The 22,681-nt window shown below is 68.4% G+C and carries 19 protein-coding genes, 1 other RNA gene and 1 pseudogene; 9 read left to right on the top strand and 12 right to left on the bottom strand.

What is annotated here, in order from left to right; translation table 11 throughout:
- Position 1 precedes the first annotated feature (1 nt).
- The 4 genes from ACFMRZ_RS33830 to ACFMRZ_RS33815 form a co-directional block, all read right to left on the bottom strand.
- Complete coding sequence (locus ACFMRZ_RS33830; protein ID WP_400182270.1) at positions 2-1,378, bottom strand: bifunctional lysylphosphatidylglycerol flippase/synthetase MprF; 1,377 nt, start codon at positions 1,376-1,378, stop codon at positions 2-4.
- A 357-nt stretch (positions 1,379-1,735) separates the two neighbouring features.
- The gene (locus tag ACFMRZ_RS33825) at positions 1,736-4,741 is read right to left on the bottom strand and encodes a bifunctional [glutamine synthetase] adenylyltransferase/[glutamine synthetase]-adenylyl-L-tyrosine phosphorylase (protein WP_400182269.1); all 3,006 of its coding nucleotides are present in this window, start codon (positions 4,739-4,741) and stop codon (positions 1,736-1,738) included.
- Positions 4,742-4,836: 95 nt separating this feature from the next.
- Positions 4,837-6,177: a type I glutamate--ammonia ligase gene (glnA, locus tag ACFMRZ_RS33820; protein ID WP_400182268.1), complete on the bottom strand. Its 1,341-nt coding sequence runs from the start codon at positions 6,175-6,177 to the stop codon at positions 4,837-4,839.
- 58 nt (positions 6,178-6,235) lie between these two features.
- Positions 6,236-7,792 carry an alpha/beta hydrolase gene (locus ACFMRZ_RS33815; protein WP_400182266.1) on the bottom strand — a complete coding sequence of 519 codons (1,557 nt, stop codon included), beginning with the start codon at positions 7,790-7,792 and terminating at the stop codon, positions 6,236-6,238.
- A gap of 160 nt (positions 7,793-7,952) precedes the next feature.
- Between ACFMRZ_RS33815 and panB the strand changes: the two genes are divergently transcribed.
- From panB to ACFMRZ_RS33785, 6 genes and pseudogenes are all read left to right on the top strand, one after another.
- Complete coding sequence (gene panB, locus ACFMRZ_RS33810) at positions 7,953-8,807, top strand: 3-methyl-2-oxobutanoate hydroxymethyltransferase (RefSeq protein WP_400182265.1); 855 nt, start codon at positions 7,953-7,955, stop codon at positions 8,805-8,807.
- A gap of 159 nt (positions 8,808-8,966) precedes the next feature.
- On the top strand, positions 8,967-9,425 hold the full coding sequence (locus ACFMRZ_RS33805; RefSeq protein ID WP_400182264.1) for a hypothetical protein: 459 nt from the start codon (positions 8,967-8,969) through the stop codon (positions 9,423-9,425).
- Complete coding sequence (gene pip, locus ACFMRZ_RS33800; RefSeq protein ID WP_400182262.1) at positions 9,425-10,384, top strand: prolyl aminopeptidase; 960 nt, start codon at positions 9,425-9,427, stop codon at positions 10,382-10,384. Before ACFMRZ_RS33805 ends, pip begins: the two co-directional genes overlap by 1 nt.
- Positions 10,384-11,253, top strand: a complete 870-nt coding sequence (locus ACFMRZ_RS33795) for a CHAD domain-containing protein (protein ID WP_400182261.1) — start codon at positions 10,384-10,386, stop codon at positions 11,251-11,253. The genes pip and ACFMRZ_RS33795 overlap by 1 nt, the downstream gene beginning before the upstream one ends.
- 232 nt (positions 11,254-11,485) lie before the next feature.
- Positions 11,486-11,830, top strand: a pseudogene (locus ACFMRZ_RS33790) (SDR family NAD(P)-dependent oxidoreductase); the annotation flags it as partial.
- Positions 11,831-11,958: 128 nt separating this feature from the next.
- Complete coding sequence (locus ACFMRZ_RS33785; RefSeq protein ID WP_400182260.1) at positions 11,959-12,366, top strand: hypothetical protein; 408 nt, start codon at positions 11,959-11,961, stop codon at positions 12,364-12,366.
- Between the two features lie 118 nt (positions 12,367-12,484).
- On the opposite strand, the gene ACFMRZ_RS33780 is transcribed toward ACFMRZ_RS33785, so the two are convergent.
- The 4 genes from ACFMRZ_RS33780 to ACFMRZ_RS33765 are packed head-to-tail and all read right to left on the bottom strand — an operon-like array spanning position 12,485 to position 14,559.
- A complete protein-coding gene (locus tag ACFMRZ_RS33780) occupies positions 12,485-13,498 on the bottom strand; it encodes a hypothetical protein (RefSeq protein ID WP_400182259.1) in 1,014 nt (337 codons plus the stop codon).
- 23 nt (positions 13,499-13,521) lie between these two features.
- Positions 13,522-14,004: a hypothetical protein gene (locus ACFMRZ_RS33775; protein WP_400182258.1), complete on the bottom strand. Its 483-nt coding sequence runs from the start codon at positions 14,002-14,004 to the stop codon at positions 13,522-13,524.
- 37 nt (positions 14,005-14,041) lie between these two features.
- Positions 14,042-14,254 (bottom strand): hypothetical protein, encoded by a 213-nt coding sequence (locus ACFMRZ_RS33770; protein WP_400182257.1) that lies wholly within the window; start codon positions 14,252-14,254, stop codon positions 14,042-14,044.
- Positions 14,251-14,559 (bottom strand): hypothetical protein, encoded by a 309-nt coding sequence (locus tag ACFMRZ_RS33765; protein ID WP_400182256.1) that lies wholly within the window; start codon positions 14,557-14,559, stop codon positions 14,251-14,253. The genes ACFMRZ_RS33770 and ACFMRZ_RS33765 overlap by 4 nt, the downstream gene beginning before the upstream one ends.
- 158 nt (positions 14,560-14,717) lie before the next feature.
- On the opposite strand from ACFMRZ_RS33765, the gene ACFMRZ_RS33760 reads away from it, so the two are divergent.
- Positions 14,718-15,911: a multiprotein-bridging factor 1 family protein gene (locus ACFMRZ_RS33760; protein WP_400182255.1), complete on the top strand. Its 1,194-nt coding sequence runs from the start codon at positions 14,718-14,720 to the stop codon at positions 15,909-15,911.
- 69 nt (positions 15,912-15,980) lie between these two features.
- Here ACFMRZ_RS33760 and ACFMRZ_RS33755 read toward each other — a convergent pair whose 3' ends face one another.
- Together ACFMRZ_RS33755 and ACFMRZ_RS33750 are read right to left on the bottom strand one after the other, a co-directional pair.
- On the bottom strand, positions 15,981-17,429 hold the full coding sequence (locus ACFMRZ_RS33755; protein WP_400182254.1) for an RNB domain-containing ribonuclease: 1,449 nt from the start codon (positions 17,427-17,429) through the stop codon (positions 15,981-15,983).
- Positions 17,430-17,444: 15 nt separating this feature from the next.
- Entirely contained in the window at positions 17,445-17,777 is a 333-nt protein-coding gene (locus ACFMRZ_RS33750; RefSeq protein ID WP_400182253.1) for a hypothetical protein, read from the bottom strand.
- Positions 17,778-18,875: 1,098 nt separating this feature from the next.
- Between ACFMRZ_RS33750 and ACFMRZ_RS33745 the strand changes: the two genes are divergently transcribed.
- Positions 18,876-20,189 carry a hypothetical protein gene (locus tag ACFMRZ_RS33745; RefSeq protein ID WP_400182252.1) on the top strand — a complete coding sequence of 438 codons (1,314 nt, stop codon included), beginning with the start codon at positions 18,876-18,878 and terminating at the stop codon, positions 20,187-20,189.
- Between the two features lie 4 nt (positions 20,190-20,193).
- Positions 20,194-21,060: a DMT family transporter gene (locus tag ACFMRZ_RS33740; RefSeq protein WP_400182251.1), complete on the top strand. Its 867-nt coding sequence runs from the start codon at positions 20,194-20,196 to the stop codon at positions 21,058-21,060.
- Here ACFMRZ_RS33740 and ACFMRZ_RS33735 read toward each other — a convergent pair.
- Together ACFMRZ_RS33735 and rnpB are read right to left on the bottom strand one after the other, a co-directional pair.
- Positions 20,999-21,697 (bottom strand): phosphoribosylanthranilate isomerase, encoded by a 699-nt coding sequence (locus ACFMRZ_RS33735; protein WP_400182250.1) that lies wholly within the window; start codon positions 21,695-21,697, stop codon positions 20,999-21,001. The genes ACFMRZ_RS33740 and ACFMRZ_RS33735 overlap by 62 nt on opposite strands.
- A 277-nt stretch (positions 21,698-21,974) precedes the next feature.
- An RNA gene (gene rnpB, locus ACFMRZ_RS33730) (RNase P RNA component class A) lies at positions 21,975-22,397 on the bottom strand.
- Positions 22,398-22,681: the final 284 nt, after the last annotated feature.

Raw genomic sequence — 22,681 nt, 5'->3', positions numbered from 1 at the left:
CTCAGTCCTGCCTGCGGTGCGGAACGAACTCCAGGGTCAGCAAAGCCGCTGCGGTGAAGACGATTTCGCGCCAGCGGATGAGGACGAAGCGGTCGTCGCCGAAGGAGTTGAACTTGCGCAGGAAGCGATACAGCGATTCCAGGCGGATCAGGGGGTCCAGGGTGCGGGCGGCGACGTAGACGGCCTGGCGGGAACGGGTGCGTTCCTTTTCGGCGAACAGCTCGGGGAAGGCCGCGAACGCCAACGAGATGCGCTGGACGCCCTTGTCGCGGCCGTAGTCGACCAAGTCCACGATCATGCGCTCGTCCAGGCCGTTGGGGGCGTCCTTGCGACGCCACGGCACGTCCAGGCTCAGCTCGGTGCCGCCGTTGGACTCGCCGTAGCGCTGGAAGCCGACCACCCGGTCGTCCGCGTCACGGGCGATGACCAACAGCATGCCGGGATGCCGCCCGTCGAGCAGATGGTCGAGAATCATCGAGAAGCCGCGCGTCTGATGGCCTTTGCCCCACTCGTCCACGATGTCGAACAGAGTCGAGCGCAGCGACGCGCCGATCTCGATCTCCTTGACGATCTCGGTGGTCACCCCGAAGTTGCGGGTGCGGCTGACCGCCTGGCGCAGGTTGCGGAACTTGCGGCCCACCATGTCGAAGTGCTCGACGTCGATCACCACGTCGCGGCCGATCGGAATGGCCCGCAGCCCGTGATGGTCCACGGCCCGTCCGCGCCACAGCTCGGTCAGCTCCGGACTGGCGCCGAGTACCGCGATGCGCCAGCCGTGGTTCATCGCGAACTCGGAGAACTCGCCGATCAGGGCGGGGAACTCGGCGCGATTGCCGACCGGGTCGCCGGCCACGACCGCGATGCCGAATCGGGCCCGATAGCCCACGGCCGCGGTCGAATTGGCGTTGAAGAAGTACGACTTCGCCGAATGCAGGGCGAAGGGCGCGAGCGGGTCGCCGACGGTCCGATCGACCAGTGCCGCCACCCGGTACTGCTGATCGGGCTGCGGGCGCGAGTTCTGCGGCAGCATCAGGATGAACCCGGTGGACGCCAGGCAGACGAAGCCGACGCCGGGGTGACCGTTGTGGTAGGTGACGTTGGAGACGCCGAGCACCAGGACCGCCACCGTGAAATGCGGCAGCGTGATCGGCCGCCGCAGGTGCAGCCCGCGCGCCACGAACAGGCCCGACAGCGACACGGCCACGAACCAGCCGTGATCCACACCCTCGCGGGACGCCCGGTCGGCCGCGTACACCAGCACCACGCCGACGAGCACCAGCACCACGATCAACGGCACCCGGACCGCGCGAGTGGGCGACAGCGCCGCGTCCCGGTAGGTGCGCCGGTAGCCGGCGACGGCAGAGTTCAGTTCGGGCACGGCACAGCCCCCGGCCATACGCCCACGAACATCCTCGTCATGTCCGTCCTCCCGATGATCGCGTCCCGCACCACAAGAATGCAGAACAAACGTTCCGGTCGGTAGTGCCTGAAGCGACGACACCGCGACAACACGGTCCCATCGGCGAGGCACTCCCCCGGATCGGTATCCACCTGAATCATAGGATGAATCCCACGGCGCAACGCGCACGTAATTCAACGGATACTCCCCCGCCGGTGTTCCCGCAATGGGTTTATGCGTTGTGCCACACCGTGATCCACCCGTGACCGGCGGGCGACCCGGGAACGGGATTCCCGCAGGTCGACGGGCCCACGCCCGGATACGCCGACCCCGCCCTCAGCTCCCGAACACGCGCTCCACGACGGTCTTGGCCCGCCTCGTCACGCGCATGTAGTGGTCGAGGAATTCACTGCCGTCGTCGTTGGGCCACCCGGCGACCTTGGCGACAGCCGATAGTAGGCGCCCCGGGCCGGGCAACTGGTCGGCCGGCTTCCCGCGAACCAGGACGAGGGCGTTGCGGGCGCGGGTCGCGGTCAGCCAGGCGTCGCGCAGCAGTTCCACGTCGTCGGCGCCGAGCAGGTCGGCGCGCTCGATGGCGTCCAGGGACTCCAGCGTGGACGTGTTGTGCAGTTGCGGCACCTCGTGGGCGTGGCGCAACTGCATCAGCTGCACGGTCCATTCGATGTCGGCGAGTCCGCCGCGGCCCAGCTTGGTGTGGGTCGCGGGATTGGCGCCGCGCGGCAGCCGCTCGGAGTCGACCCGGGCCTTGATCCGGCGGATCTCGCGCACCGCCTCCGCGGACACCCCGCCCTCGGGATAGCGCACCTTGTCGATCATGTGCAGGAACCGCACGCCCAGCTCCTGATCTCCGGCGATCTGATGGGCGCGCAGCAGCGCCTGCACCTCCCACGGCTGGGCCCATTGCTGGTAGTAGGCCTGATAGGCGCCCAGCGTGCGCACCAGCGGCCCGTTGCGGCCCTCCGGGCGCAGGCCCGCGTCGACCTGCAGCGGCGGATCGGTGCTCGGCGCGCCCAGCAGCCGCTGCACCTGTTCGGCGACGCCGATCGCCCACTTCACCGCGACCGTCTCGTCCGCGCCGGGCCGCGGGTCGCAGACGAACAGCACGTCGGCGTCGGAACCGTACCCCAGTTCCTTGCCGCCGAGCCGGCCCATGCCGATGACCGCGATGTCGGCGGGCGCGGGCGCACCCGACTCGGCCTCGCTCGCCCGGATCAGCGCCAGCAGCGCGGCCTCGAGCACCGCCACCCACACCGAGGACAGCGCGCTGCACACCCGCGGCACCTCGAGCATGCCGAGCACATCGGCCGACGCGACGCGGGCCAGTTCGTGGCGGCGCAGCGAGCGGGCGGTGGCGATCGCGCGCTTCGGGTCGTCGTAGCGGGCGGCGCCGGCGAGGATGCCGGTGCGCACGTCGTAGAGCTTGGGCGACAACAGCAGTGGGCCGGTCGGCCCGTCGGCGAACATGCGGATCGTCTCGGGGGCGTTGATCAGCAGGTCCGGCAGGTAGGCCGACGAGCCGAGCACGATCATCAGCCGCTCGGCGACGGCGCCCTCGTCGCGCAGTTCGCGCAGGAACCAGGTCTGCGACTCCAGGCCCTCCGAGATCCGGCGGTAGGCCAGCAGGCCCTGATCGGGATTGGGCGTCTCGCCCAGCCACTCCAGCAGCGTCGGCAGCAGCAGCGCCTGGATGCGGCCCTTGCGGCCGATCTCACCGGTGAGTGCCTTCAGGTGACCGAGGGCGTTCTCCGGCGCGGCGTATCCGAGCGCGGCGAGCTGCCGCACCGCGGCCTGCGGGCTCAGCCGCAGCGCGGCGGCGTCCAGCCGGGCCACCGACTCCAGCAGCGGCCGGTAGAACAGCTTCGCGTGCAGGCGTCGCACCCGCAGCCCGTTGCGTTTGATCTCGCTGCGCAGCACGCCCACCGCGTCCTGACGGCCGTCGGGACGCATGTGCGCCGCGCGCGCCAGCCAGCGCATACCCTCCTCGTCGTCGGTGGCGGGCAGGGTGTGGGTGCGCTTGAGCCGCTGCAGTTGCAGCCGGTGCTCGAGCAGGCGCAGGAACTCGTAGGAGGCGGTGAGGTTGGCGGCGTCGTCGCGGCCCACGTAGCCGCCGGCGGCCAGCGCGGTCAGCGCCTCGACCGTGCCCTGTACGTGCAGCGACTCGTCGGCCTTGCCGTGCACCAATTGCAGGAGCTGCACGGCGAATTCGACGTCGCGCAGGCTGCCGTGGCCCAGCTTCAGCTCGCGCTCGCGCAGGTCCGCCGGGACCAGGTCCTCGACGCGGCGGCGCATGGTCTGCACGTCCGCGACGAAATCCGGCCGCTCCGAGGCGTTCCAGACCATCGGCATGACCGCGGCCCGGTACTGCTCGCCCAGTTCCAGATCACCGGTGGCGGGCCGATTCTTCAACAGCGCCTGGAACTCCCAGGTGCGCGCCCACCGCTTGTAGTAGGCGAGGTGGGATTCGAGGGTGCGTACCAGGGCGCCCGCCTTGCCCTCCGGCCGCAGCGCGGCGTCCACCTCGAAGAAGGCGTTTCCGGCGACCGTCATCAGCTCGGCGGCCAGCCGGGTGGCGGTGTTGTCGGCGGGCTCGGCGACGAACACCACGTCCACGTCGGAGACGTAATTCAGTTCGCGCGCACCGCATTTGCCCATCGCGATCACCGCGAGCCGCACCGGGACCGGACCGTCCGGGCACACCCGCGCCACCGCGACCGACAGCGCCGCGGTCAGCGCCGCGTCCGCCAGATCGGTGAGATGGCGGCCGACCTGCTGGTACGGCAGGACCGGCTCGTCCTCCACGGTGGCGGCCAGGTCGTGGGCGGCCAGCAACATCAGCTGATCGCGATATCGCTTGCGCAGCAACGCGATTGCCTCGGGACCCGCGATGGATGCGCGATACAACGTAGAGGTGGTGTGGGGTCCGGGTACGGCCTCGACGGCATCGAGCAGATCCGCCACGAGTTCCGCGGGCGCGGGCAATTCCCCGCGGCGCAATAGTTTCCAGGTGTCCGGCTCGGCGACCAGGTGGTCGGCGAACGCGCTGGAGGACCCGATCAGCGCGAACAGTCGGCCGCGCAAGGAGATCTCGCTCCGTAGCGCCTCGTCCAGTTCGTTCCAGCGGGGGCCGAGCTGTTCGCGCAATCGCACCAGCGTCAGTAACGCCAGGTCGGCATCGGGGGCGCGCGACAGCGCCCACAGCAGCGGAATGCTTTCTACGTTGTCCCACGCCAATTCTCGCAGCGAATCGGCGGCCGTCGGTTCGAGCAGCCCGAGCCGACCGGCGCCGGGCACCGCGGAACGGGCAGTCGGTGGCCGTACCATGCCCCACAAATTACAGGGTCGGCAGCGGCCGCCGAGGACACATCCCCGGGAACGGAGAAAGTGTTCTCAGTTCGTGCCGCGACCGGACACCTACCTCACAGATCGAGGTATTCCTGGAGTTCCCACTGCGTGATCTGCGCGCGGTAGCCCGCCCACTCCCGGCGCTTGTTGCGCAGGAAGAAGTCGAACACGTGCTCGCCGAGGGTCTCCGCGACCAGCTCCGAACGCTCCATCGCCTTGAGCGCCTCGTCCAGGCTGCCCGGCAGTTCCTTGAAGCCCATGGCGCGACGCTCCGCCGTGGTCAGCGACCACACGTCGTCCTCGGCCTCCGGCGGCAGCGTGTAGCCCTTCTCGACCCCGCGCAGCCCGGCGGCCAGCAGCACCGCGAACGACAGGTACGGGTTGCAGGCCGAATCGGGGCTGCGGATCTCGACGCGCCGCGAGGACTGCTTGTTCGGCGTGTACATGGGCACGCGCACCAGCGCCGAGCGATTGGACCGGCCCCAGGAGGCCGCCGTCGGCGCCTCGCCGCCGTGGATCAGGCGCTTGTAGGAATTGACCCACTGGTTGGTGACCGCGCTGATCTCGTTGGCGTGCTCGAGGATGCCCGCGATGAACGCCCGCGCGGTCTCCGACAGGTTGTTCGGATCGTCCGGGTCGGCGAAGGCGTTCTGCTCGCCCTCGAACAGGCTCATATGCGTGTGCATCGCCGAACCCGGGTGTGCGGCGAACGGCTTGGGCATGAAGGTCGCGCGCACGCCCTCGTCGATGGCCACCTCCTTGATGAGGTAGCGGAAGGTCATCACGTTGTCGGCCATCGACAGCGCGTCGGCGTAGCGCAGATCGATCTCCTGCTGGCCAGGCGCGCCCTCGTGGTGGCTGAACTCCACCGAGATGCCCATCGACTCCAGCGCGTCGATGGCGTGGCGGCGGAAGTTCGGGGCCTCGTTGTGCACGGCCTGGTCGAAGAAGCCGCCCTTGTCCACCGGCACCGGGTCGCCCTTGCTGTCCATCTCGGCCTTCACCAGGAAGAACTCGATCTCCGGATGCACGTAGCAGCTGAAGCCGAGATCGCCGGCCTTGTTCAGCTGCCGCCGCAGCACGTGCCGGGGGTCGGCCCACGACGGCGAGCCGTCGGGCATCGCGATGTCGCAGAACATGCGCGCCGAGTGCTGATGTCCCTTGCTGGACGCCCACGGCAACACCTGGAACGTCGACGGGTCGGGCCGGGCGACCATGTCGGCCTCCGACACGCGGGCGAAGCCCTCGATGGCCGAACCGTCGAACCCGATGCCCTCCTCGAAGGCGCCCTCCAGCTCGGCGGGCGCGATCGCGACCGACTTCAGGTACCCCAGCACGTCGGTGAACCAGAGTCGTACGAAGCGGATGTCCCGCTCCTCGAGCGTCCGCAGCACGAATTCCTTCTGGCGATCCATACGCGCGAGCGTAAGCACCCGGCGTTAAATCCGTGTTACATAGCCATTGTCAGGCAAATTAACCGCATGTGAGACCGGCCGGCGGCTCGGTCAGATCGGTGAGATAGCTGATCACCGCGTCGTCCACGCACGGCACGCCGCCCGACAGGAACGCCGTGTGGCGGGTGCCCTTGTTCGTGATCAGCGCCGCGTTCAGCTCCTTGGCCAGGTTCACGCCCGCCTCGTAGGGGGTCGCGGGGTCCTGGGTCGTGGAGACGACGACCGTCTTCGGCAACCCCGACACGGTGATGTTGTGCGGGGTGGACGAACTCGGCACCGGCCAGAACGCGCACAGCTCGAGTGGCGCCTGCCCGCTCGCGTGGCCGTCGTCGAGGAAGGGGGCGACCTTGCGGTACTCGGCGTCCTGCTTGTCGGCCACCGCGCGGTCCTTCACGGCCGGGTCGTCGACGCAGTGGATGGCCATGAAGGCGTCCTGGGAGTTGTCGTAGGTGCCGTCCTGGCGACGGCCGTCGTAGAGGTCGGCCAGGCGCAGCAGGATGTCGCCCTTGCCGGTGGCGAGCTGGGAGAGCCCGGCGCTCAGCACATTCCAGTTGTCCTCGGCGTAGAGGGTGTTCTGTACGCCGGTGATCGCGTCGCCGTAGGTGAGCGGGCGGCCGTCGTCGGTGGCCGCCGGACGGTCCCACAGCGGGCCGACCAAGGCCTGGAACCGCGCCACGGACTGGGCCGGGTCCGCGCCCAGCGGGCAGTCCGGCTGCCGCGCGCAATCGGTGGCGTATTCGTTGAACGCCTGCTGGAAGCCGGCCGCCTGCTGCACCGATTCCTGCACCGGATCGGCATCCGGGTCCAACGCGCCGTCGAGCACCAGGGCGCGCACCCGGTCCGGGAACTTCTCGGCGTAGGACGAGCCCAAGCGAGTGCCGTAGGAATAGCCGACGTAGTTGAGCTTCTCGTCGCCGAGCACCGCGCGGATCACGTCCATGTCCTGCACCACCTCCCGGGTGCCGACGTGCGAGAGGAAGTCGTTGCCGGTGCGCTCGGTGCAGCGGGAGGCGAACTGCTTGTTCTCGTCCTCGGCCGCGGTGATGCCGGTGGGGCTGTTGTCCTTCGGCGGTTCGGCGCGTTCGTCGTCCCATTCCTTGGCCGTCATGCAGGAGATCAACGGGGTGGATGCGCCGACGCCGCGCACGTCGAACCCGATGCGGTCGAAGCGGTCCGCGAGCGGAGTGTCCTGCCCCTGCTGCGACATCCACAGTCCCGGCTGGCCCGGACCGCCCGGATTGAACAGCAGCGAGCCGATGCGCTGGCCCGTCGCCTTGATCCGGGAGATCGCGACCTGCGCGGTCGCGCCGTCGGGCCGGGCGTAGTCGACCGGCACGGTGACCCGGGTGCACTCGGCCGTCTTGGGGAAGCGGTCGGTCGCGTCGCCGAAGTTGTCGCAGCTGCTCCACTCCGGCGCCTGGGTGTAGAACTTCTCCAGATTCGCCGGAGACGGCGTCACCGCCGAGGGCGTGGTCGTCTCGTTGTTCGACGATGTGGAGCAGGCGGTGACCACCGAGGGGGCCACACACAGCAGGGCCACCGCGGCTACGAGACGGCCGGTTCGCGACAAGGGCATGCGAACGATCCAACCAGACGAACCTGTGTGATGAATTGCATGGTCGGCACGCCTTAAACGGGGTGTCCGGCCGGTGGCACACTGGACGGGTCCGCAATGGACGAGTCACGACAACCCGGGGACCCGTACGGGCCTCGAGGAGACGACGAAAGGGACGATGATGTCCGCATCCGAAAGGTCCGCCGAAACCGCTGCCTATGGCGCCGCACCGACAACTTCCCGCCGGAAGACGCGAGTACAGCACCTGCAGCAACTGAAGGCCGCGGGCGAGAAGTGGTCCATGCTCACCGCCTACGACTACTCCACGGCAAAACTGTTCGAAGAGGCCGGAATTCCCGTGCTGCTGGTCGGCGATTCGGCCGCCAACGTGGTGTACGGCTACGACACCACAGTGCCGATCACGATCGACGAGCTGGTCCCGCTGGTGCGCGGCGTGGTGCGGGGCGCGCCGCACGCGCTGGTGGTCGCGGACCTGCCGTTCGGCAGCTACGAGGCCTCCCCCGCACTCGCGCTGGCCTCGGCCACCCGGTTCATGAAGGAGGGCGGCGCGCACGCGGTGAAACTCGAAGGCGGCGAACGGGTTTCCGAGCACATCGCGCGGCTCACCGCCGCCGGCATCCCGGTGATGGCGCACATCGGGTTCACCCCGCAGAGCGTCAATACCCTCGGCGGGTTCCGCGTGCAGGGCCGCGGCGACGGCGCCGAGCAGCTCGTCGCCGACGCCATCGCGGTGCAGGAGGCGGGCGCGTTCGCGGTGGTCATGGAGATGGTGCCGGCCGAACTGGCCGGTCAGGTCACCCGCAAGCTGACCATCCCCACCGTCGGCATCGGCGCCGGCGTGGACTGCGACGCGCAGGTGCTGGTGTGGCAGGACATGGCGGCCTACACCAGCGGCAAGACCGCCAAGTTCGTCAAGCACTTCGCCCAGCTCGGCGATCAGCTCCGCAACGCCGCGGCCGCCTACGCCGACGAGGTCCGGCGCGGGGTGTTCCCGGCTCCTGAACACAGCTTCTGAGGTTGTCGGCGGCACGTTTCCGGTTCACCGGGGGCGTGCCGCCGCTGTGCTGGTGGACGGGGGCGGGGCGGGCTTGCTCTCCGCGACGGGGACGACGTCGGTCGGTGATCGGTGGCAGACTCGAAGTCCGACCGAGCACGGAACGAGCAGAGGGAACTGATGTCGCAGAGCCGTTGGATGACTCGCGGAGCGCTGGGGGCGGCCGGGATGGCCGCCGTCGCACTGATTGCCGGATGCGGGGGCGGGGGTACCACCGGATCGCCCGAGCCCGCCGGGTCGAGCGGGTCCGTCACCTCCACGGCGGCGCGCGCCAGCGGCTCGGCCACGTCGAGTAAGGCACAGGGTCCGGTCGAGGTCCCCGATCAGGTCGCCAAGCAGCTGTGCGACCGGATCCAGCCACAGCTCTCGGATTGGCGGGTGCAGGGTCCCACGCTGGGCCGGGTGGCGCTGAACATCACCGTGCACGAGTGGGCCGCTCTGAACGGCGGCATCAATATGCAGATCCTCGGCGACAAGTCGGTGGTCGACCGCATCACCTCCACCACCTGCTCCGACGTTCGCAGTCAGGCGCTACAGGCGTTGGAACTGCCCGACCTCGCGGCGGGGATCGCGTTCTGATGCGCACGCTGTACCCGTCGCTGCGGGCGTACCGCGAGGGCCTGCTCGATGTCGGCGACGGACAGCAGTTGTACTGGGAGGAGAGCGGTAACCCCGACGGAAAACCCGTGGTGTTCCTGCACGGCGGTCCCGGCGGCGGCACCGCGCCCTTCCACCGTCAGTTCTTCGATCCGCGCGCCTACCGGATCGTGCTGTTCGACCAGCGCGGCTGCGGCCGATCCGTGCCGCACGTCGCCGACGGCGCGAGCCTGGAGACCAACACCACCTGGCATCTGGTCGCCGACATCGAGAAGCTGCGCACGCATCTGGGCATCGAACGCTGGCAGGTCTTCGGCGGTTCGTGGGGTTCGACGCTGGCGCTGGCCTACGCGCAGACCCATCCCGATCGCGTTACCGAGCTGGTGCTGCGGGGCATTTTCCTGTTGCGGCGCAAGGAGATCGACTGGTACTACAACGGCGCCGCCGGTTACGTCTATCCTGACGAGTGGGAAAAGTTCCTGGCCGCGGTGCCGGAATCCGAACGCCGGGGAGATCTCGTGAGCGCCTATCACCGACTGCTGCACTCCCCCGATCCCGAAGTCTTCGTCCCGGCCGCCGTGGCCTGGTCCAGCTGGGAAGGGGCGACGAGTTCGCTACTGCCGCAACCGGATCGAGTGGCCGAGACCGCGGAGCACCGGTTCGCGCTGGCGTTCGCGCGCATCGAGAATCACTACTTCGTGCACGGCGGTTTCCTCGACGACGGCCAGCTGCTGCGCGATATCGACCGCATCGCCCACATTCCCGGGGTGATCGTGCAGGGCCGCCACGACATCGTGTGCCCGGCCGTGAGCGCCTGGGATCTGCACCGCGCGTGGCCGAATTCGACATTGCACATCGTCGCCGACGCCGGGCACGCCGCCAGCGAGCCGGGCATCACCCACCATCTGGTGGAAGCCACCGACAAGTTCCGGAGTACCTGATGACCACCGCAACCGGCCCCGCGCTCCGCGCCGCTCTCGACCAGGACGTGGACCGGTTGCTGTCCGCCGAACCCGAGGTCCGCGCCGACGCCCACGACTCGGTGCACCAGATGCGCGTCGCGACCCGGCGGCTGCGCAGCGTGCTGCGATCGTATCGGGAAGCCTTCCACCGCAAGCGGATCGATGAGATCCGCGAGGAATTGCGCTGGCTCGCAGGGCTGCTCGGAGTGGCGCGCGATGCCGAGGTGCGCGCGGAACGTTTCGCGGCGCTGGCCGAGGAGCAGTCCGGCGAGCAGCGGCGCGTCTGCCGCCGCCTGGTGACCGTGGAACGTCACCGGTACGCCGAAGCCCATCGTGAGGTGCTGCGCGCCCTCGACGGTGACCGCTACCGGCGGCTGCGGAAACGGCTGAAGGCGCTGCGCCGCGATCCGCCGCTGCGCGGTAAACGGGCCCGTGCCGACGCCACCCGATCGTTCTCCGCCGTGTTGCGCGAGGACTTCCGGCGGGTGCGCCGTATGGTGCGCGCCGAGGAGACGGTCGAGCCCGCCGACCGCGTCGAGCATCTGCACGAGATCCGCAAGGCCGCCAAGCGTTTACGGTATTCTGCGGACGCCGCCGTCCCGGTCCTGAACCGTCCCGCCGAGGAGTTGTCCGCCCGCGCCAAGAAACTCCAGACCGTCCTCGGCGACCACCGCGACGCGATCGAGGCGATGACCACCATCCGCGCCCGCGCCGCCGCGGCCTCCACCCGCGGCGTCGTCACAGCCGACTACGACCGCCTCTACGACGCCGAATCCGACGCCGCCCGCAAGGCCCTGGACCAGTACCCTGCGGCCGCCGAGTTCCTCCGCCACAAGTACGGTCGCTGAGCTTCGGGGCCGGCGCCCGCCTACCACGCGTACGCCGATCTGCACGTACATCTCGCTGCCCTACTGCGGCAGTCCGGCTGTGGACACCCCGCCCGGACGCTGCCGCCGAGACGCTGCGAGGTGAGGCCGAGTGTCGGGCGGTGCGTGTTTCACCGCTTGCGTGCCGGGTAGCGCCGCGGTGTAAGGGCAAGTGCGTAGTAGGTGCTTGCCGGACGATGGAGGGAGCGAGCGGATGGGATTCGCCGAGCAGCAGCAGGACGTTCCCGGTGTGCAGTCGGCGATGGAGCCGGTGCCCGACTGCGGCGAGCACAGCTATCGCGGCAGCGGCAAGCTCACCGGCAAGGCGGCGGTGGTGACCGGGGCGGACAGCGGTATCGGGCGCGCGGTGGCCATCGCCTTCGCCCGCGAGGGCGCCGACGTCCTGATCTCGTATCTGAACGAGCACGACGACGCCAAGGAGGTCGCCGAGCTGGTGCGGGAAGCGGGGCGCACCGCCGTGCCGATGGCCGGTGACGTCTCCGACCCCGCGCACTGCCAGGCGCTGATCGACACCGCGGTCGCCGAGTTCGGCAAGATCGCCCGCGTACGTGCTGCTCGCGAGCGACGAGGGCAGCTACATCTCCGGCGCTCGCCTCGCCGTCACCGGAGGACGGCCCATTCTGTGAATCGCCCGGAGCGCCGAGACCGAACACGGAGGTGGTAGTCATGACCGATCCGCAAGACACCTGGGACCCGCCGCAGGACACCGGCGCACCCGACTCGGTGGAAACCGATCCCGGTGCGCTGAACAGCGCGGAGGATCTCGACGAGGACCGTCTGCAGTCCGACCCGCTGGAAGCGGGCATGGATCCCCCGGAACGCTGGTCCGAGGCCGACCGCTACGGCACGACGCCCTGGGAGGAAGCCCACGATCGCCCACTGCGCGACCGGCTCGCCGAGGAACAACCCGAGTCCGAGCCGTCGCCCCCGGAGGACACACAACCGGCCGAGATCGATGCCGTCGACATTCCCGAAGGTTCGCCGGACAGCTACGACGAGGAACTGGGGACCTCCTCGGACGTCGCCGGGGGTTCGGTGGCCCAGGGCATGCGTACCCCTGAACCCCCGGACTGAACGCGGCTCGTCCGTGATTCGGCCCGCGCGGCGGCGCGATAACGATTGTCGCGGCGGGCCAAAGCCCAAGTGCGGCAGCGGCTCTCGGCGTGCCGTCTTGGAGCCGGGAACGCGGCGCTTAGTCGCGGGTACGTTCTTGTCCATCGCGCTCTCGTCCCCGCTCTTCCCTGTGGCCGCGAGTGTGACCTGCATGTGGCGGCTCTCGGTGCGGTGATTCGATTCCGGCTGTGGGCCGACTGACCTGCATTATGTCGGCTACCTCACGGACCATATCGCCGGGTTGTCTGTTGGCCGCCGCTTCGCGTGCCCGCTGCGCGTGCTCCGCGAGCCGGTCGGCTGCTTCACGCTGTTTTTGCCGCGCCTTCTCATCGGCCTCGTCACGTTCCCTCTGCTTCAACTTCTCGGCTGCGGCGGCTTCCTCCCGCGCCCGTGCCGAATTGCCCTCGTTCGGCTCCCGATCCCGAGACAATAATGCGCGGTACTTCTCCGCGAACTCGCGCGCCACTCGGTCAGCCGCTTCCCTTTGAAGTCGTGCGCGCTCCTCCCGGACTTTTCGCTCACGCTCCGCTCTTTCCCGTTCTTCTTTCGCTTTAGCTTCCCTCTGGCGTACGATCTCCCGAATATTCGCGAGCCGTTTCCGGGCTCGGTCCGCACGGTCCAGCTCATACGCTCGCACCAGTTCGAGCTGCTTGGAGACGAGCGACCGGCCAATTTCAATTGCACGAAGTGCATCCGCGCGAGAAATTACTTCGTGGCGGAACCTCCCGGGGAAATCCCGCTGCATGGCGCGTATATCCGCGAGTACCGCGGCGGGCATCCTCTCTCCCGCTACGGTTTCCCAGCCGCTATGCGTAAGCTGACCGGTTTCGAGCGCTGCACGCTCTACCTTCAGCTGTTGTCGGGTTTCGCGTTCGTTTATTTTTCCGGATTTTCGTTCGACGCTTCTCGCGCCCCGGCCTTCAGTGCGTGCGGAATCCAGTACACGCTTATTTCGACCGACCTTGATTACGAACTGCCTTACCCACCCTCGTTCCGGCGTCTCACCTCGAACATGAGCGCGGCCGAGCTCAAAATATAGACCGCGCTCATAGTTCGACAGATTCCGACGTGCGGCATCGTACTCATCCGGCACTGCTCCCCCCTGAGTGGGTTGAATCAGATAGCTTTCCCGGCATTTCGAATACTGAACTCGACCATGCGCGGCCCGTCGTCATCGAACAGCCATTCCACGATCGATTTCATTGACACCCCATCGTCAGTTGCGGCGTCGTGCACTGCCGGGCCGAATTCGGCGAACAAAGGTGGCATTGTTCCGTAGTCAGTGTCTTTCGTCCATGTCATTTTGGGGTGCTGCCTAATGCAGCATTCACCGATTAATCTCACGAACCGATCGGCGCTCTCGCGGTTCTCCGGCGCGATGAAATCGGACCAGTCACCGAAAATCCGTTTCGATGCTTCGAGGATTCGGAGCAACAAGGGCCGTTTCCACCACTCATCAGAGTAATCCGCGATACCCGGAACGGTTTCTTTCAAGAACGCCCTGACTTGCGACTCCATGAGTTCCGGAGTAGCCCACTTCAAGAACGCTTGTGTCGTGTCATCGAATTCGATATCGAATCCCATTTGTTCGTCGCTCATTGTTTCCCCTCGCGTCGGCTGTACCGGTGTGCGGAGCCTATCGGGTGCGGCCCGAGTCCGGTTTGATCCGTCCGGCTTCGACCAGCGTCCGGAACGCGGCCCGCTTGCGGGGGCAGTCGTCCACGCGGCACTCCACATGCATCTGCGTGATCGTGTGGGCGTGGTCAGGTGTCAGCGGACCCACCGGTGCGTCGTGTGTCCACCAGAGCGCGGACAGTTCCCGCCTGGACGCCGCGGGGTCGTTCGTCATGCGAACACCCCTTCACGGATCGGCGTCCAGCGAGCGAAACTCAGTCGCGGAGAGATAGTTTCGATCTCCGCGACGTACAGAATCCCATTCACCTCGAGCGGGCTCAGGTGCTGCGGTGACGGCGTGATCACCACGTCCACGTCAGCGGCACGCACCTGGTCGGCGAGTGGGATGAGCGATGGCTCGGGCCAGATGACCAAGTAGCCGAGATGCCGCGCCAATCGCTGCACCTGAGCGCGGTCCCACATCAGCGCGTCGGACGCCTCCGGATCCACCCAACCCAGCGCGGTCGGCCGAAATCTCATAGTTCGGTGCTCCCCTCCCGTTTGTCGGACTACAACCCCTCTATAACGCCGAAACCAACGCTAGGACCGCCGAGAACCGTTGAGTGACAGTGCGATGACAGGTTTCGCGGGAATGGAGTCGTCGGTACGCTCGAGGTCAGAGCGTGTTACCTCCCGACGTGCTGGAGTGGATGACAGTGACGACAACCGGTGAGCGGATAGCGGCCGAGCGCAAGCTCGCCGGCCTGAAACAGGTACAGCTCGCGCAACGAACGAACTACAGCCTGTCCATGGTCCGTGCTGTAGAGCAAGGGCGGGAGCCTGCCTCCCCTGCGTTCATCGCCGCGGCGGCGAAGGCGCTACATGTCGAGCCCGAGTACCTGACGCAGACGCCTTTCTATGACGTCCTGGAGCAGGGCGGCCCGCTGGAGGGTATTGCGGAACTGCGTTCGATTCTGGCAGAAGGCACGTATGTTCGCCCGGTCGAGCCCTCTCCCGTTGCTGAACTGGCCACGGAGATGCAGGGCATAGACGCGGCTTATCGCAACGACAAGGGCCGAATCGCGCTTCAACGTATCCCTGCACTTATCCGGCAGCTGTACGGCGCGTTACACGCCGCACAAACCGACTCGGAACGCGGCCGGGTGTTCACGCTGCTCTCAGCGGCGTACGTCACGACTGAGAGACTATGCCGCCGGTTCGGATTTACCGCGCTGGCGCCTGTGGTTCTGGATCGGCTCGAATGGGCCGCTGAAGGCTCCGATGATTCGCTGTACGTCGCTCAAGCCAGGGTGAAGCGGGCACGAGTCTTGATGTACCACAACGCGAATGACGTTGGTATGCGGCTTGTAGAGGATGGGCTGGACCTGATCGAGGGGGACACCGAGCGAGCGAACGCAGTGCGTGGCTACGCGCATCTGTGCGGCGCGATTGTCGCCGCTCGTGGCTTCGCGGCTGACACGGCCGCTGATCACATAGAGAGCGCGCGTCAGCTGGCGCATGGCTTCGACCGCGAATCCGACTTGTACGGGACGCTTTTCGGACCTGCGAACGTCGGCATCCACTCTGTAGCGGTGGCGCTGGAATCCGGAAATCCCGACAAGGCCGCCCGTGAAGGGTCAGCACTCGCTTTGCCCGAGGAGATCGCACCGCCACGGGCCGGTCACCATTGGCAAGACGTGGCCCGAGCCTGGTTGCTGATCGGGCAACCGGACAAAGCACTCCACTCGCTGAACCTGGCGCGGCGGATAGCTCCGCAGCAGACTCGCTTGCATCCGTCGGTGCGGGAAACGTTGCACGGGATCGCGTCGGCTCAGCGACGGCAGTCGGAGACTCTGGTCAGCTTCGCATCGTGGGCTGGTGTAGCTCTGTAGGAACAGCTGCTGTCGAGTTCTGATCCGTCCCCCGGGGTTCCGCTCGGCAAGACCGCGGGATCCGGGCCGTCAGTCCTCCGGGAAGGCGAAAGTGACTGTGCGGGTGGTGGGGTCGGCTGTGATCAGCCGGACTCGGACGTGCCGGCCTTCCGGGGGCGCGCCGAGGCATTTGGCGAGTACCGGTGGTTGGGCGACGAAGATTTCCGAGGCCCGGGAACCATTGGCTTCTCTGACGACGACGGCGTCGAACTCCGTGCCGACGCGTTCGGCGAGAACGGTGGATTCGGTGAGGTCCAGGCACGCCCGTTCGAGCTTGCCGGCCAGGGCGTCGCTGCGGCGCATGGAGTCGGCGACGGCGGTCAGGCCCTCGCTCGCCCAGCGCGGGACCGGCGTTCCCGCACTGCGGGCCAGGCAGATCTCCGCGACGTAGCGGTCGCCCAGCCGCCGCAGCGGTGCCGTGGCGTGGGCGTAGGGTGCGCCGATTCCGCTGTGCTGCACCACATCCGGGACCTCACCGGCGAGCACCGTGTAGGACGCGCCGCGCAGCAGGCCGGTCGCCTCCGACATCAGCACGAGCGCGGCGGGCGAGTCGGCCTCCAGTGTGGCGAGCAGACGGCCCACGGGCGCGTCGTCGGGCCAGTCCAGCCCGAGGGCGGTGGCGGTGCGGCGTAGCGAGTCGATCGCGGCGCGCGGCGGGGCGGGCATGGTGCGTAGCAGGCCGAGTGGCTCGGCGTCGCCGCCGCCGAGCATGATGCGCGCCGCGCACATGCCGGTGAGCAGCGAGATCTGCTCGTTCCAGTCGTCGGCCGCGGTGCGGGGTTCCACGATGAGCTGCCAGCGCGCGGCGTCGTCGGGCGCGCGGTCGTGGCCGTCGCGCACCACGGTCTGCGCGGGCAGTCGCAGGCCGATCGCGCCGCGGCCGAGACCGGCCTCGATGCGCAGCCGCCCGAATTCCGGCAGCGCGGCGATCGAGGGATGCGGACGTCCGGCGTCGGCGTCGGCCTGCACGCCCGCGTAGTCCAGCCGGGCGCGGGAGCGCACCAACGCGCGCCGCACCGAAACCCGTTGCGGCTCGGCCAGTTCGTCGCATTCGATGGTCCACAGCACGGCGGGCCGGTTCTGGTCCGGAAGCAGGCTCGCCGAGCCTTCCGACAGCACCTCGGGGTGCAGCGGCACGGTGCCGTCGGGCAGATAGAAGGTCTGACCCCGGGACAGCGATTCCCGGGCGAGCGCCCCATCGGGGACGATGACCGCGCCCACGTCGGCGATGGCGTATTGCAGCAGGAAACCGGTGGGGGTGCGTTCGAGATACAGCGCCTGGTCCAGATCCAGCGCGCCGGGCGGGTCGATGGTCACCAGCGGGATGTCGGTGCGATCGGCCCGGATGCCCGCGAACGCGTCGACCGCGCCGCGGGCCTCCGAGACGGCCTCGGACGGATAATCCGAGGCCAGCCCGAATTCGGTTCGGACGGCGCCGAAATCGACCGGCGCCGACACGATCCTGGGATGGAGCTCCACGCGGAGGCGCTGAAACTACTGCAGCGCCAGCATGGTGCCGTTCAACTGATCGAACGGCCCGTACACCGTGAACACGACCCGGCCGTCCGGGAACTGCGACGACAGCCCCGACGCGGCGTCGAGCGCCTTCCCGAAGGAGGACGCCGACGGATGCGGCAGACCGGAGATCGCCTGGCCGATGTGCGACTGGTGCACCCACTGGGTGTCCCCGTGATTGAGGTCGACCTGCACCCCGCCCGGCAGCGGAGTCACCGCGACCGCATTCGCGGACCCGGCCCCCAGCACACCGATAACCGAAGCAGCACCGGCGATCATCGCACCGGCAACCAGCTTGCGAACTACGCGCATAGAGATAGAACCTGCTTTCCGACGTTCGTTGACACCCACAGCGCCATTGCCACCCCCAGCAACGGAACTTTCCAACGCGCAACACTTTATGACGCCGATCACCTATACGGCCAGTTAAAGACCGATAGTCACCTCGAACACGCCGACCGGGACCCGGTTCTCCCCCTACATGGCCGGTTTCCGCGATGACGGCCCGGCGCGTCGGGCGTGGCGAGGACCTGCGGGCATGGGGTACCTGCGGTCACACGAATCCGCGCGGGTAGGTACCGGACGGTTGACTTTCGCTACGCGGCGACATCCGACGTCACCACATCAGCCACATGCTCCCCAACAGTCGCAGCTCGGAAAGCTGTAATTCCACACCGATAGCAAGAGCGCTTTGCTATCGAAAGCGCTACTAATGTGAGTTTCCGGACAGAAAAGACAGGTGCCGCCGATTCTCGCCCACCACGGCTCAGCGACCGATTTCCGCTGGTAGTGCGCCGGGTCGCGGTCGCTGTTACTGTGGCCCGAGCGCGTGAGGGACGTCCGTTCCCTCAGTTGTGCGCGCAATTGTCCCCATCGTCGAGAAACAAGGGAGTTCCGCACCGTATGTCGTCCATCGTCTACGACTACCTGTTGCCGCTGCTCGGGCCCGAGCAGGCCGCCTACTGGGCACAGATCCTGGTGATCAGCCCGGCGGGCTGAGGACGTCCCAGCTTCGGCCGGACGATCGCGCCGGCCGCGCGGCGGTACCCGAAAACGGGTGCCGCCGTTGCTGTTTTCGGCTCCCGACAGCATTGCAATTCGAGCGCGGACCGGTCCAGTTCCTATTACATGCCGAACATCCCTGCCCCGCATGACGATACCCGGACTGCCGGGAATTTCGCCGGGTGCCGACCGTTTCGACGGCGGATCCCGTTCGCGCCCTGCCGAATCGACCGGACCTTTGCCGGACAGCAGACCGTTCCGTCCGTGATACGTAAACGAAACACGCAGCGGCGCCATGTGATTCGGGGTTCTCCAGTCCGCTCCACTTGTCGGACCACCCGAGTAGCGTGGCAATTACCAGCGCCCCATCGCGAGTTTGCGGGGCCGTGTTCCAAAGGCGGAAGGGCCGTGTCGAACATTGACGAGCGCATCCGGATGGCGGTGGAATGGCTGCGCGGCAGCCAGCTCCCACATCCCAGCGGCGGCGCAGGCTGGGGCTGGATTCCCGACGTACCGCCCAACCCGCAGAACACCGCCGAGGTGGTCTGCGTACTGCACCGCGCCGGATGCGAGATCCCGCGTGCCGCAAAGGTTGCCGCCCTGGTCCGGGCGACCGTGGTGGAGCGCCCGATCGGCGACGAATGGTACTTCCGCACCCCGATAGACGTGGCGTGGCGCATCCGCGCCCTGCGCTGCCTGGAGGTCGAAGAGACCGATCCGGGCCTGCTCGGCGCCCTGCGATCGCTGCTGGATCAACAGGATTCGGAAACCGGCGGCTGGCGCATGTCCGGCTTCCTCGGCCCGGTCTCGGTCACCGCGACGGCCGCGGCGGTACAGGCCCTGATCGGCGGCGGCTCCTTCGACGGCGAACGGCACCAGGCGATTTCGCGCGGAATCGCGTTCCTGGTGTCGTCGGTGTTCCAGGAACCGCGGACGCTGCCGATGTACGCGGCCGCACACATCGCGACCGTGCTGTCCCGCCCGGAGATCGTCGAGATCGGTGACAAGCGTGCCGAACGAGCCTGCACGCTGGCGGTCAAGCGGCTGCTGACGGGCCTGCGCCGCAACGAATGCGAGATCGACACCGAGATCTTCCGCCGCGACGATCTGGTCGACACCTGGCGTCACCTCACCCTGCACCTGGCCGTCGCGGCCGTGGTGTCCGCCGACAGCCGCACCATCTTCGATCCCGCCGTGCGCGCCGGAATCGTCGAACTGCTGGAGATGCAGGAGGTGGACGCGCTGGCCATCTACCGCGGCGGCTTCCGCATCTCCACCGAGGGGCCGGTCACCTCCTACGCCACCACCCAGGCGCTGGAGGCGCTGTTGCAGGTGCGTCCGGCGATCAACGAGCGGGTCAACCCGGCGAAGGTGTACGACGAGATCTGCCGCGCCGACGGCGCCCACCACACCGACCCGCAGGCCGTGGCGACGGTGCGCGGCCGCCGCATGCTCATGAATTCCACTGCGGGCGTGGCACTGCTGCTGCTCGGGGCCGCCGCCGGGGGCACCGTGTTCGCGCTGGCCGTCGGCTTCGATCAGGCGCTCGGCAAGATCGGCAGCCGGGCGCTGGTGGTGTGGGGCACGCTGCTGATCGCGTCCGGGACCTACTGCGGGCTCGCCACCCGATTTCCGCGGCTGCCGAAACGGCGGGTGGCCGGCGCGGTGTTCGCCGCGTTCACCGCACTGGTGCTGCCGGTGATCAGCTTCCTACTCGCGTAGTCACGTGCGCGCCCCGCTGGTCCCGCTCGCCCTGATGGTGGCGGTGACCTGTCTGTGGGGTACCTCCAGCGCCTTGCTCGCCGTGCTGGCGGCCCCGGCCACCGCGGGGCTGGTGGCGCTCGGCGGCGCGGTGACGCTGCTGCTGCTCGCGTGGTCGCGCGGGGAGCGGCCGTGGGAGACGCTGAGGGCGCAGCCGACGCTCTACGTGCGCCTGGGCGCGCTGGAGACGGCGAATCTGGCGTTGTACGTGGCGGCGTTGCGGATCGGACCGCTGCCCGTCGTGGTGGCGCTGCATCTCACGGCTCCGGTGCTGATCATCACCACCGCGCTGGTGCGCGGGCGACGCGCGCCGACCGTGCCCGTGCTGCTCGAACTGATGCTGGTCGCGGTGGCGATATGGCTGGTTACCGGCGGCCGGCCGGAGGCGGCGGCGGACGGGACCGCGGTGGCCGGGTGCCTGCTGGCGCTCGGCAGCGCGGCCTGCGTCGCCGCTCTGGTGAGTCTCATCGCGCGGGAGGCGGGGCCCGGCAACACGATCACCTCGGCCGGTCTGCAACTGCTGCTGGCGGGTGTCGCGAGCAGTCCGCTATTGGCCTTCGAACCGCCGAGCGCGCGGACCGCCGCCGCGCTGGCCGCCGTGGGCGCGCTGCTGCTGGGGCCCGGCTTCGCGCTCTACTGGCAGGCGCTGCGCTGGCTGGACGCGGCCACGGCCAGCATCGTCGGGCTCAACGAGGCGGTGGTGGCGGCGCTGGTGGGTGCGCTGTGCACCGAGACCCGGCTGACCACGGCGACCGCCGGCGCGGGCGTGCTCATATTGCTGGCTGTCGGGCTGGAACAGCGGTCGGCCTCGCGGCGTCGTGTGCCGCCCTGACGAATTCGGCGCAGTCGACCGGATCCTTGTCACCGCCACGCCCGTCGACACCGGAGTTGACGTCGACCCAGGACGGGCGCACCGCCTCGATCGCCGCCGCGACATTGCGCGGATTCAGCCCGCCGGCCAGCATCACCGGGAAATCCTCCCCGGCGAGTTTGTCCACGATCCGGGCGCTGATCGACCAGTCGTGGGTGCGGCCCGTCCCGCCGAGCCGGTGCGCCGAGCGCGAATCCAGCACCACCCCATCGCAATCCGGCGCCGCCTCCACCGCGGCGTCGATCGCCTCCGGTCCGGTGACGTGCACCGCCCGGATCACCCGGCGACCGTCGGCCCCGGCCCGCACCGCGCGCACGGTGTCGAGGGTGATCAGGCCGTGCAACTGGATGCAGTCGACCCCGATGTGGTCGGCCAGCCGTAGCACCGCGCCGGCGTCGGTGAGATGGGTGACGAGCACCCGCTCCACCGTGGGCGGCACCAGCCGCGACAAGCCGCGGGCCTGCTCCGCGGAGAGCACGTCCTCACTGAAATGCGTTGTGCCCGAGATGAAACCGACCGCATCCGCATCGGCCGCCAGCACGGCCCGGAGATCGGATTCGCTCCGGATGCCGCAGATCTTCGCTCGGACGTTGATCATCCGGCACACGATACTGCCTAGTCTGTGCCGCATCCGGCGGGCTAACGCCGGAGAAGGATCGCTAACTGTTACCGGCGCCGGGCTCCGGACCGGCCGGAACGGCCGTCGTCAGCCGACACCGAAGCCGCCCGAGTCCCGGACGGCCGCGTCGACGTTGATGCATACCCCCTCAGTATGAATACCCCCAACATCGGGAAGGTATCACGCCCCGGCCACACCCCGACAGAGCCTTTCTCCCCCACCCCGATAGCCTGCCCGTCGCTACAGCCCGAAAGTGGGGACGAGTCGGTCTGTAAGCCGGATCCTGTCCCAGCTGACGCTGGGGGCGACCATCCATCTGGGTGCACCGTCGCCGGGCACCTCGAGCGGTCCACCCGCAGGCTCGGGCGAGCAGCCCTCGAGCGCCTGCGCAACCGCACTCCGGGGAGTGCGGCCTTCGACCTTGCTCCGGGCGGGGTTTACCGAGCCGCCCCGGTCACCCGGGGCGCTGGTGCGCTCTTACCGCACCGTTTCACCCTTACCGGCGCTCCGCCTTCGGAAAGGCTCGGCGCCGGCGGTCTGTTTTCTGTGGCACTGTCCCGCGGGTCACCCCGGGTTGCCGTTAACAACCGCCCTGCTCTGTGGAGTCCGGACTTTCCTCGGCGACAGGCGGCGGCACAGCCGTGCCCGTTCCTGTCGACGCGGCCGCCCGACCGACTCGTCCGTCACTATTGTGACGTCCGGGTCGGAGCAGCCGCGCACGGGCCCTGATCACCGGAGATAGTGCCTGCTCAACGGGGGTGCCATCGAGTTCGCCGCAGACGGCCCGACGCAACCACGTGGATTGGGGCCGAACCACATTGAGCCTTGGGCACACTGACAATCATTGACTTCTACCCCGACCGCGACACCCGGAAACCTCGGCGCGTCGCACGGCCCGCCGTACCGGCGAACCGGACAGGGATCCAGGTCAGCGCTCGATCTCGCAACGAGTTACGGTATTTC

The organism is Nocardia sp. N2S4-5 (assembly GCF_044628355.1).
Taxonomy (GTDB): domain Bacteria; phylum Actinomycetota; class Actinomycetes; order Mycobacteriales; family Mycobacteriaceae; genus Nocardia; species Nocardia wallacei_B.
This window is presented reverse-complemented; position numbering and strand designations above follow the sequence as displayed.

Excerpts from the sequence above, each read along its gene's own strand:
- ACFMRZ_RS33825 (WP_400182269.1), bottom strand. The coding sequence starts at position 4,741 with ATGGTACGGCCACCGACTGCCCGTTCCGCGGTGCCCGGCGCCGGTCGG.
- glnA (WP_400182268.1), bottom strand. The coding sequence starts at position 6,177 with ATGGATCGCCAGAAGGAATTCGTGCTGCGGACGCTCGAGGAGCGGGAC.
- ACFMRZ_RS33815 (WP_400182266.1), bottom strand. The coding sequence starts at position 7,792 with ATGCCCTTGTCGCGAACCGGCCGTCTCGTAGCCGCGGTGGCCCTGCTG.
- panB (WP_400182265.1), top strand. The coding sequence starts at position 7,953 with ATGTCCGCATCCGAAAGGTCCGCCGAAACCGCTGCCTATGGCGCCGCA.
- ACFMRZ_RS33805 (WP_400182264.1), top strand. The coding sequence starts at position 8,967 with ATGTCGCAGAGCCGTTGGATGACTCGCGGAGCGCTGGGGGCGGCCGGG.
- pip (WP_400182262.1), top strand. The coding sequence starts at position 9,425 with ATGCGCACGCTGTACCCGTCGCTGCGGGCGTACCGCGAGGGCCTGCTC.
- ACFMRZ_RS33795 (WP_400182261.1), top strand. The coding sequence starts at position 10,384 with ATGACCACCGCAACCGGCCCCGCGCTCCGCGCCGCTCTCGACCAGGAC.
- ACFMRZ_RS33785 (WP_400182260.1), top strand. The coding sequence starts at position 11,959 with ATGACCGATCCGCAAGACACCTGGGACCCGCCGCAGGACACCGGCGCA.
- ACFMRZ_RS33775 (WP_400182258.1), bottom strand. The coding sequence starts at position 14,004 with ATGAGCGACGAACAAATGGGATTCGATATCGAATTCGATGACACGACA.
- ACFMRZ_RS33770 (WP_400182257.1), bottom strand. The coding sequence starts at position 14,254 with ATGACGAACGACCCCGCGGCGTCCAGGCGGGAACTGTCCGCGCTCTGG.
- ACFMRZ_RS33765 (WP_400182256.1), bottom strand. The coding sequence starts at position 14,559 with ATGAGATTTCGGCCGACCGCGCTGGGTTGGGTGGATCCGGAGGCGTCC.
- ACFMRZ_RS33750 (WP_400182253.1), bottom strand. The coding sequence starts at position 17,777 with ATGCGCGTAGTTCGCAAGCTGGTTGCCGGTGCGATGATCGCCGGTGCT.
- ACFMRZ_RS33735 (WP_400182250.1), bottom strand. The coding sequence starts at position 21,697 with ATGATCAACGTCCGAGCGAAGATCTGCGGCATCCGGAGCGAATCCGAT.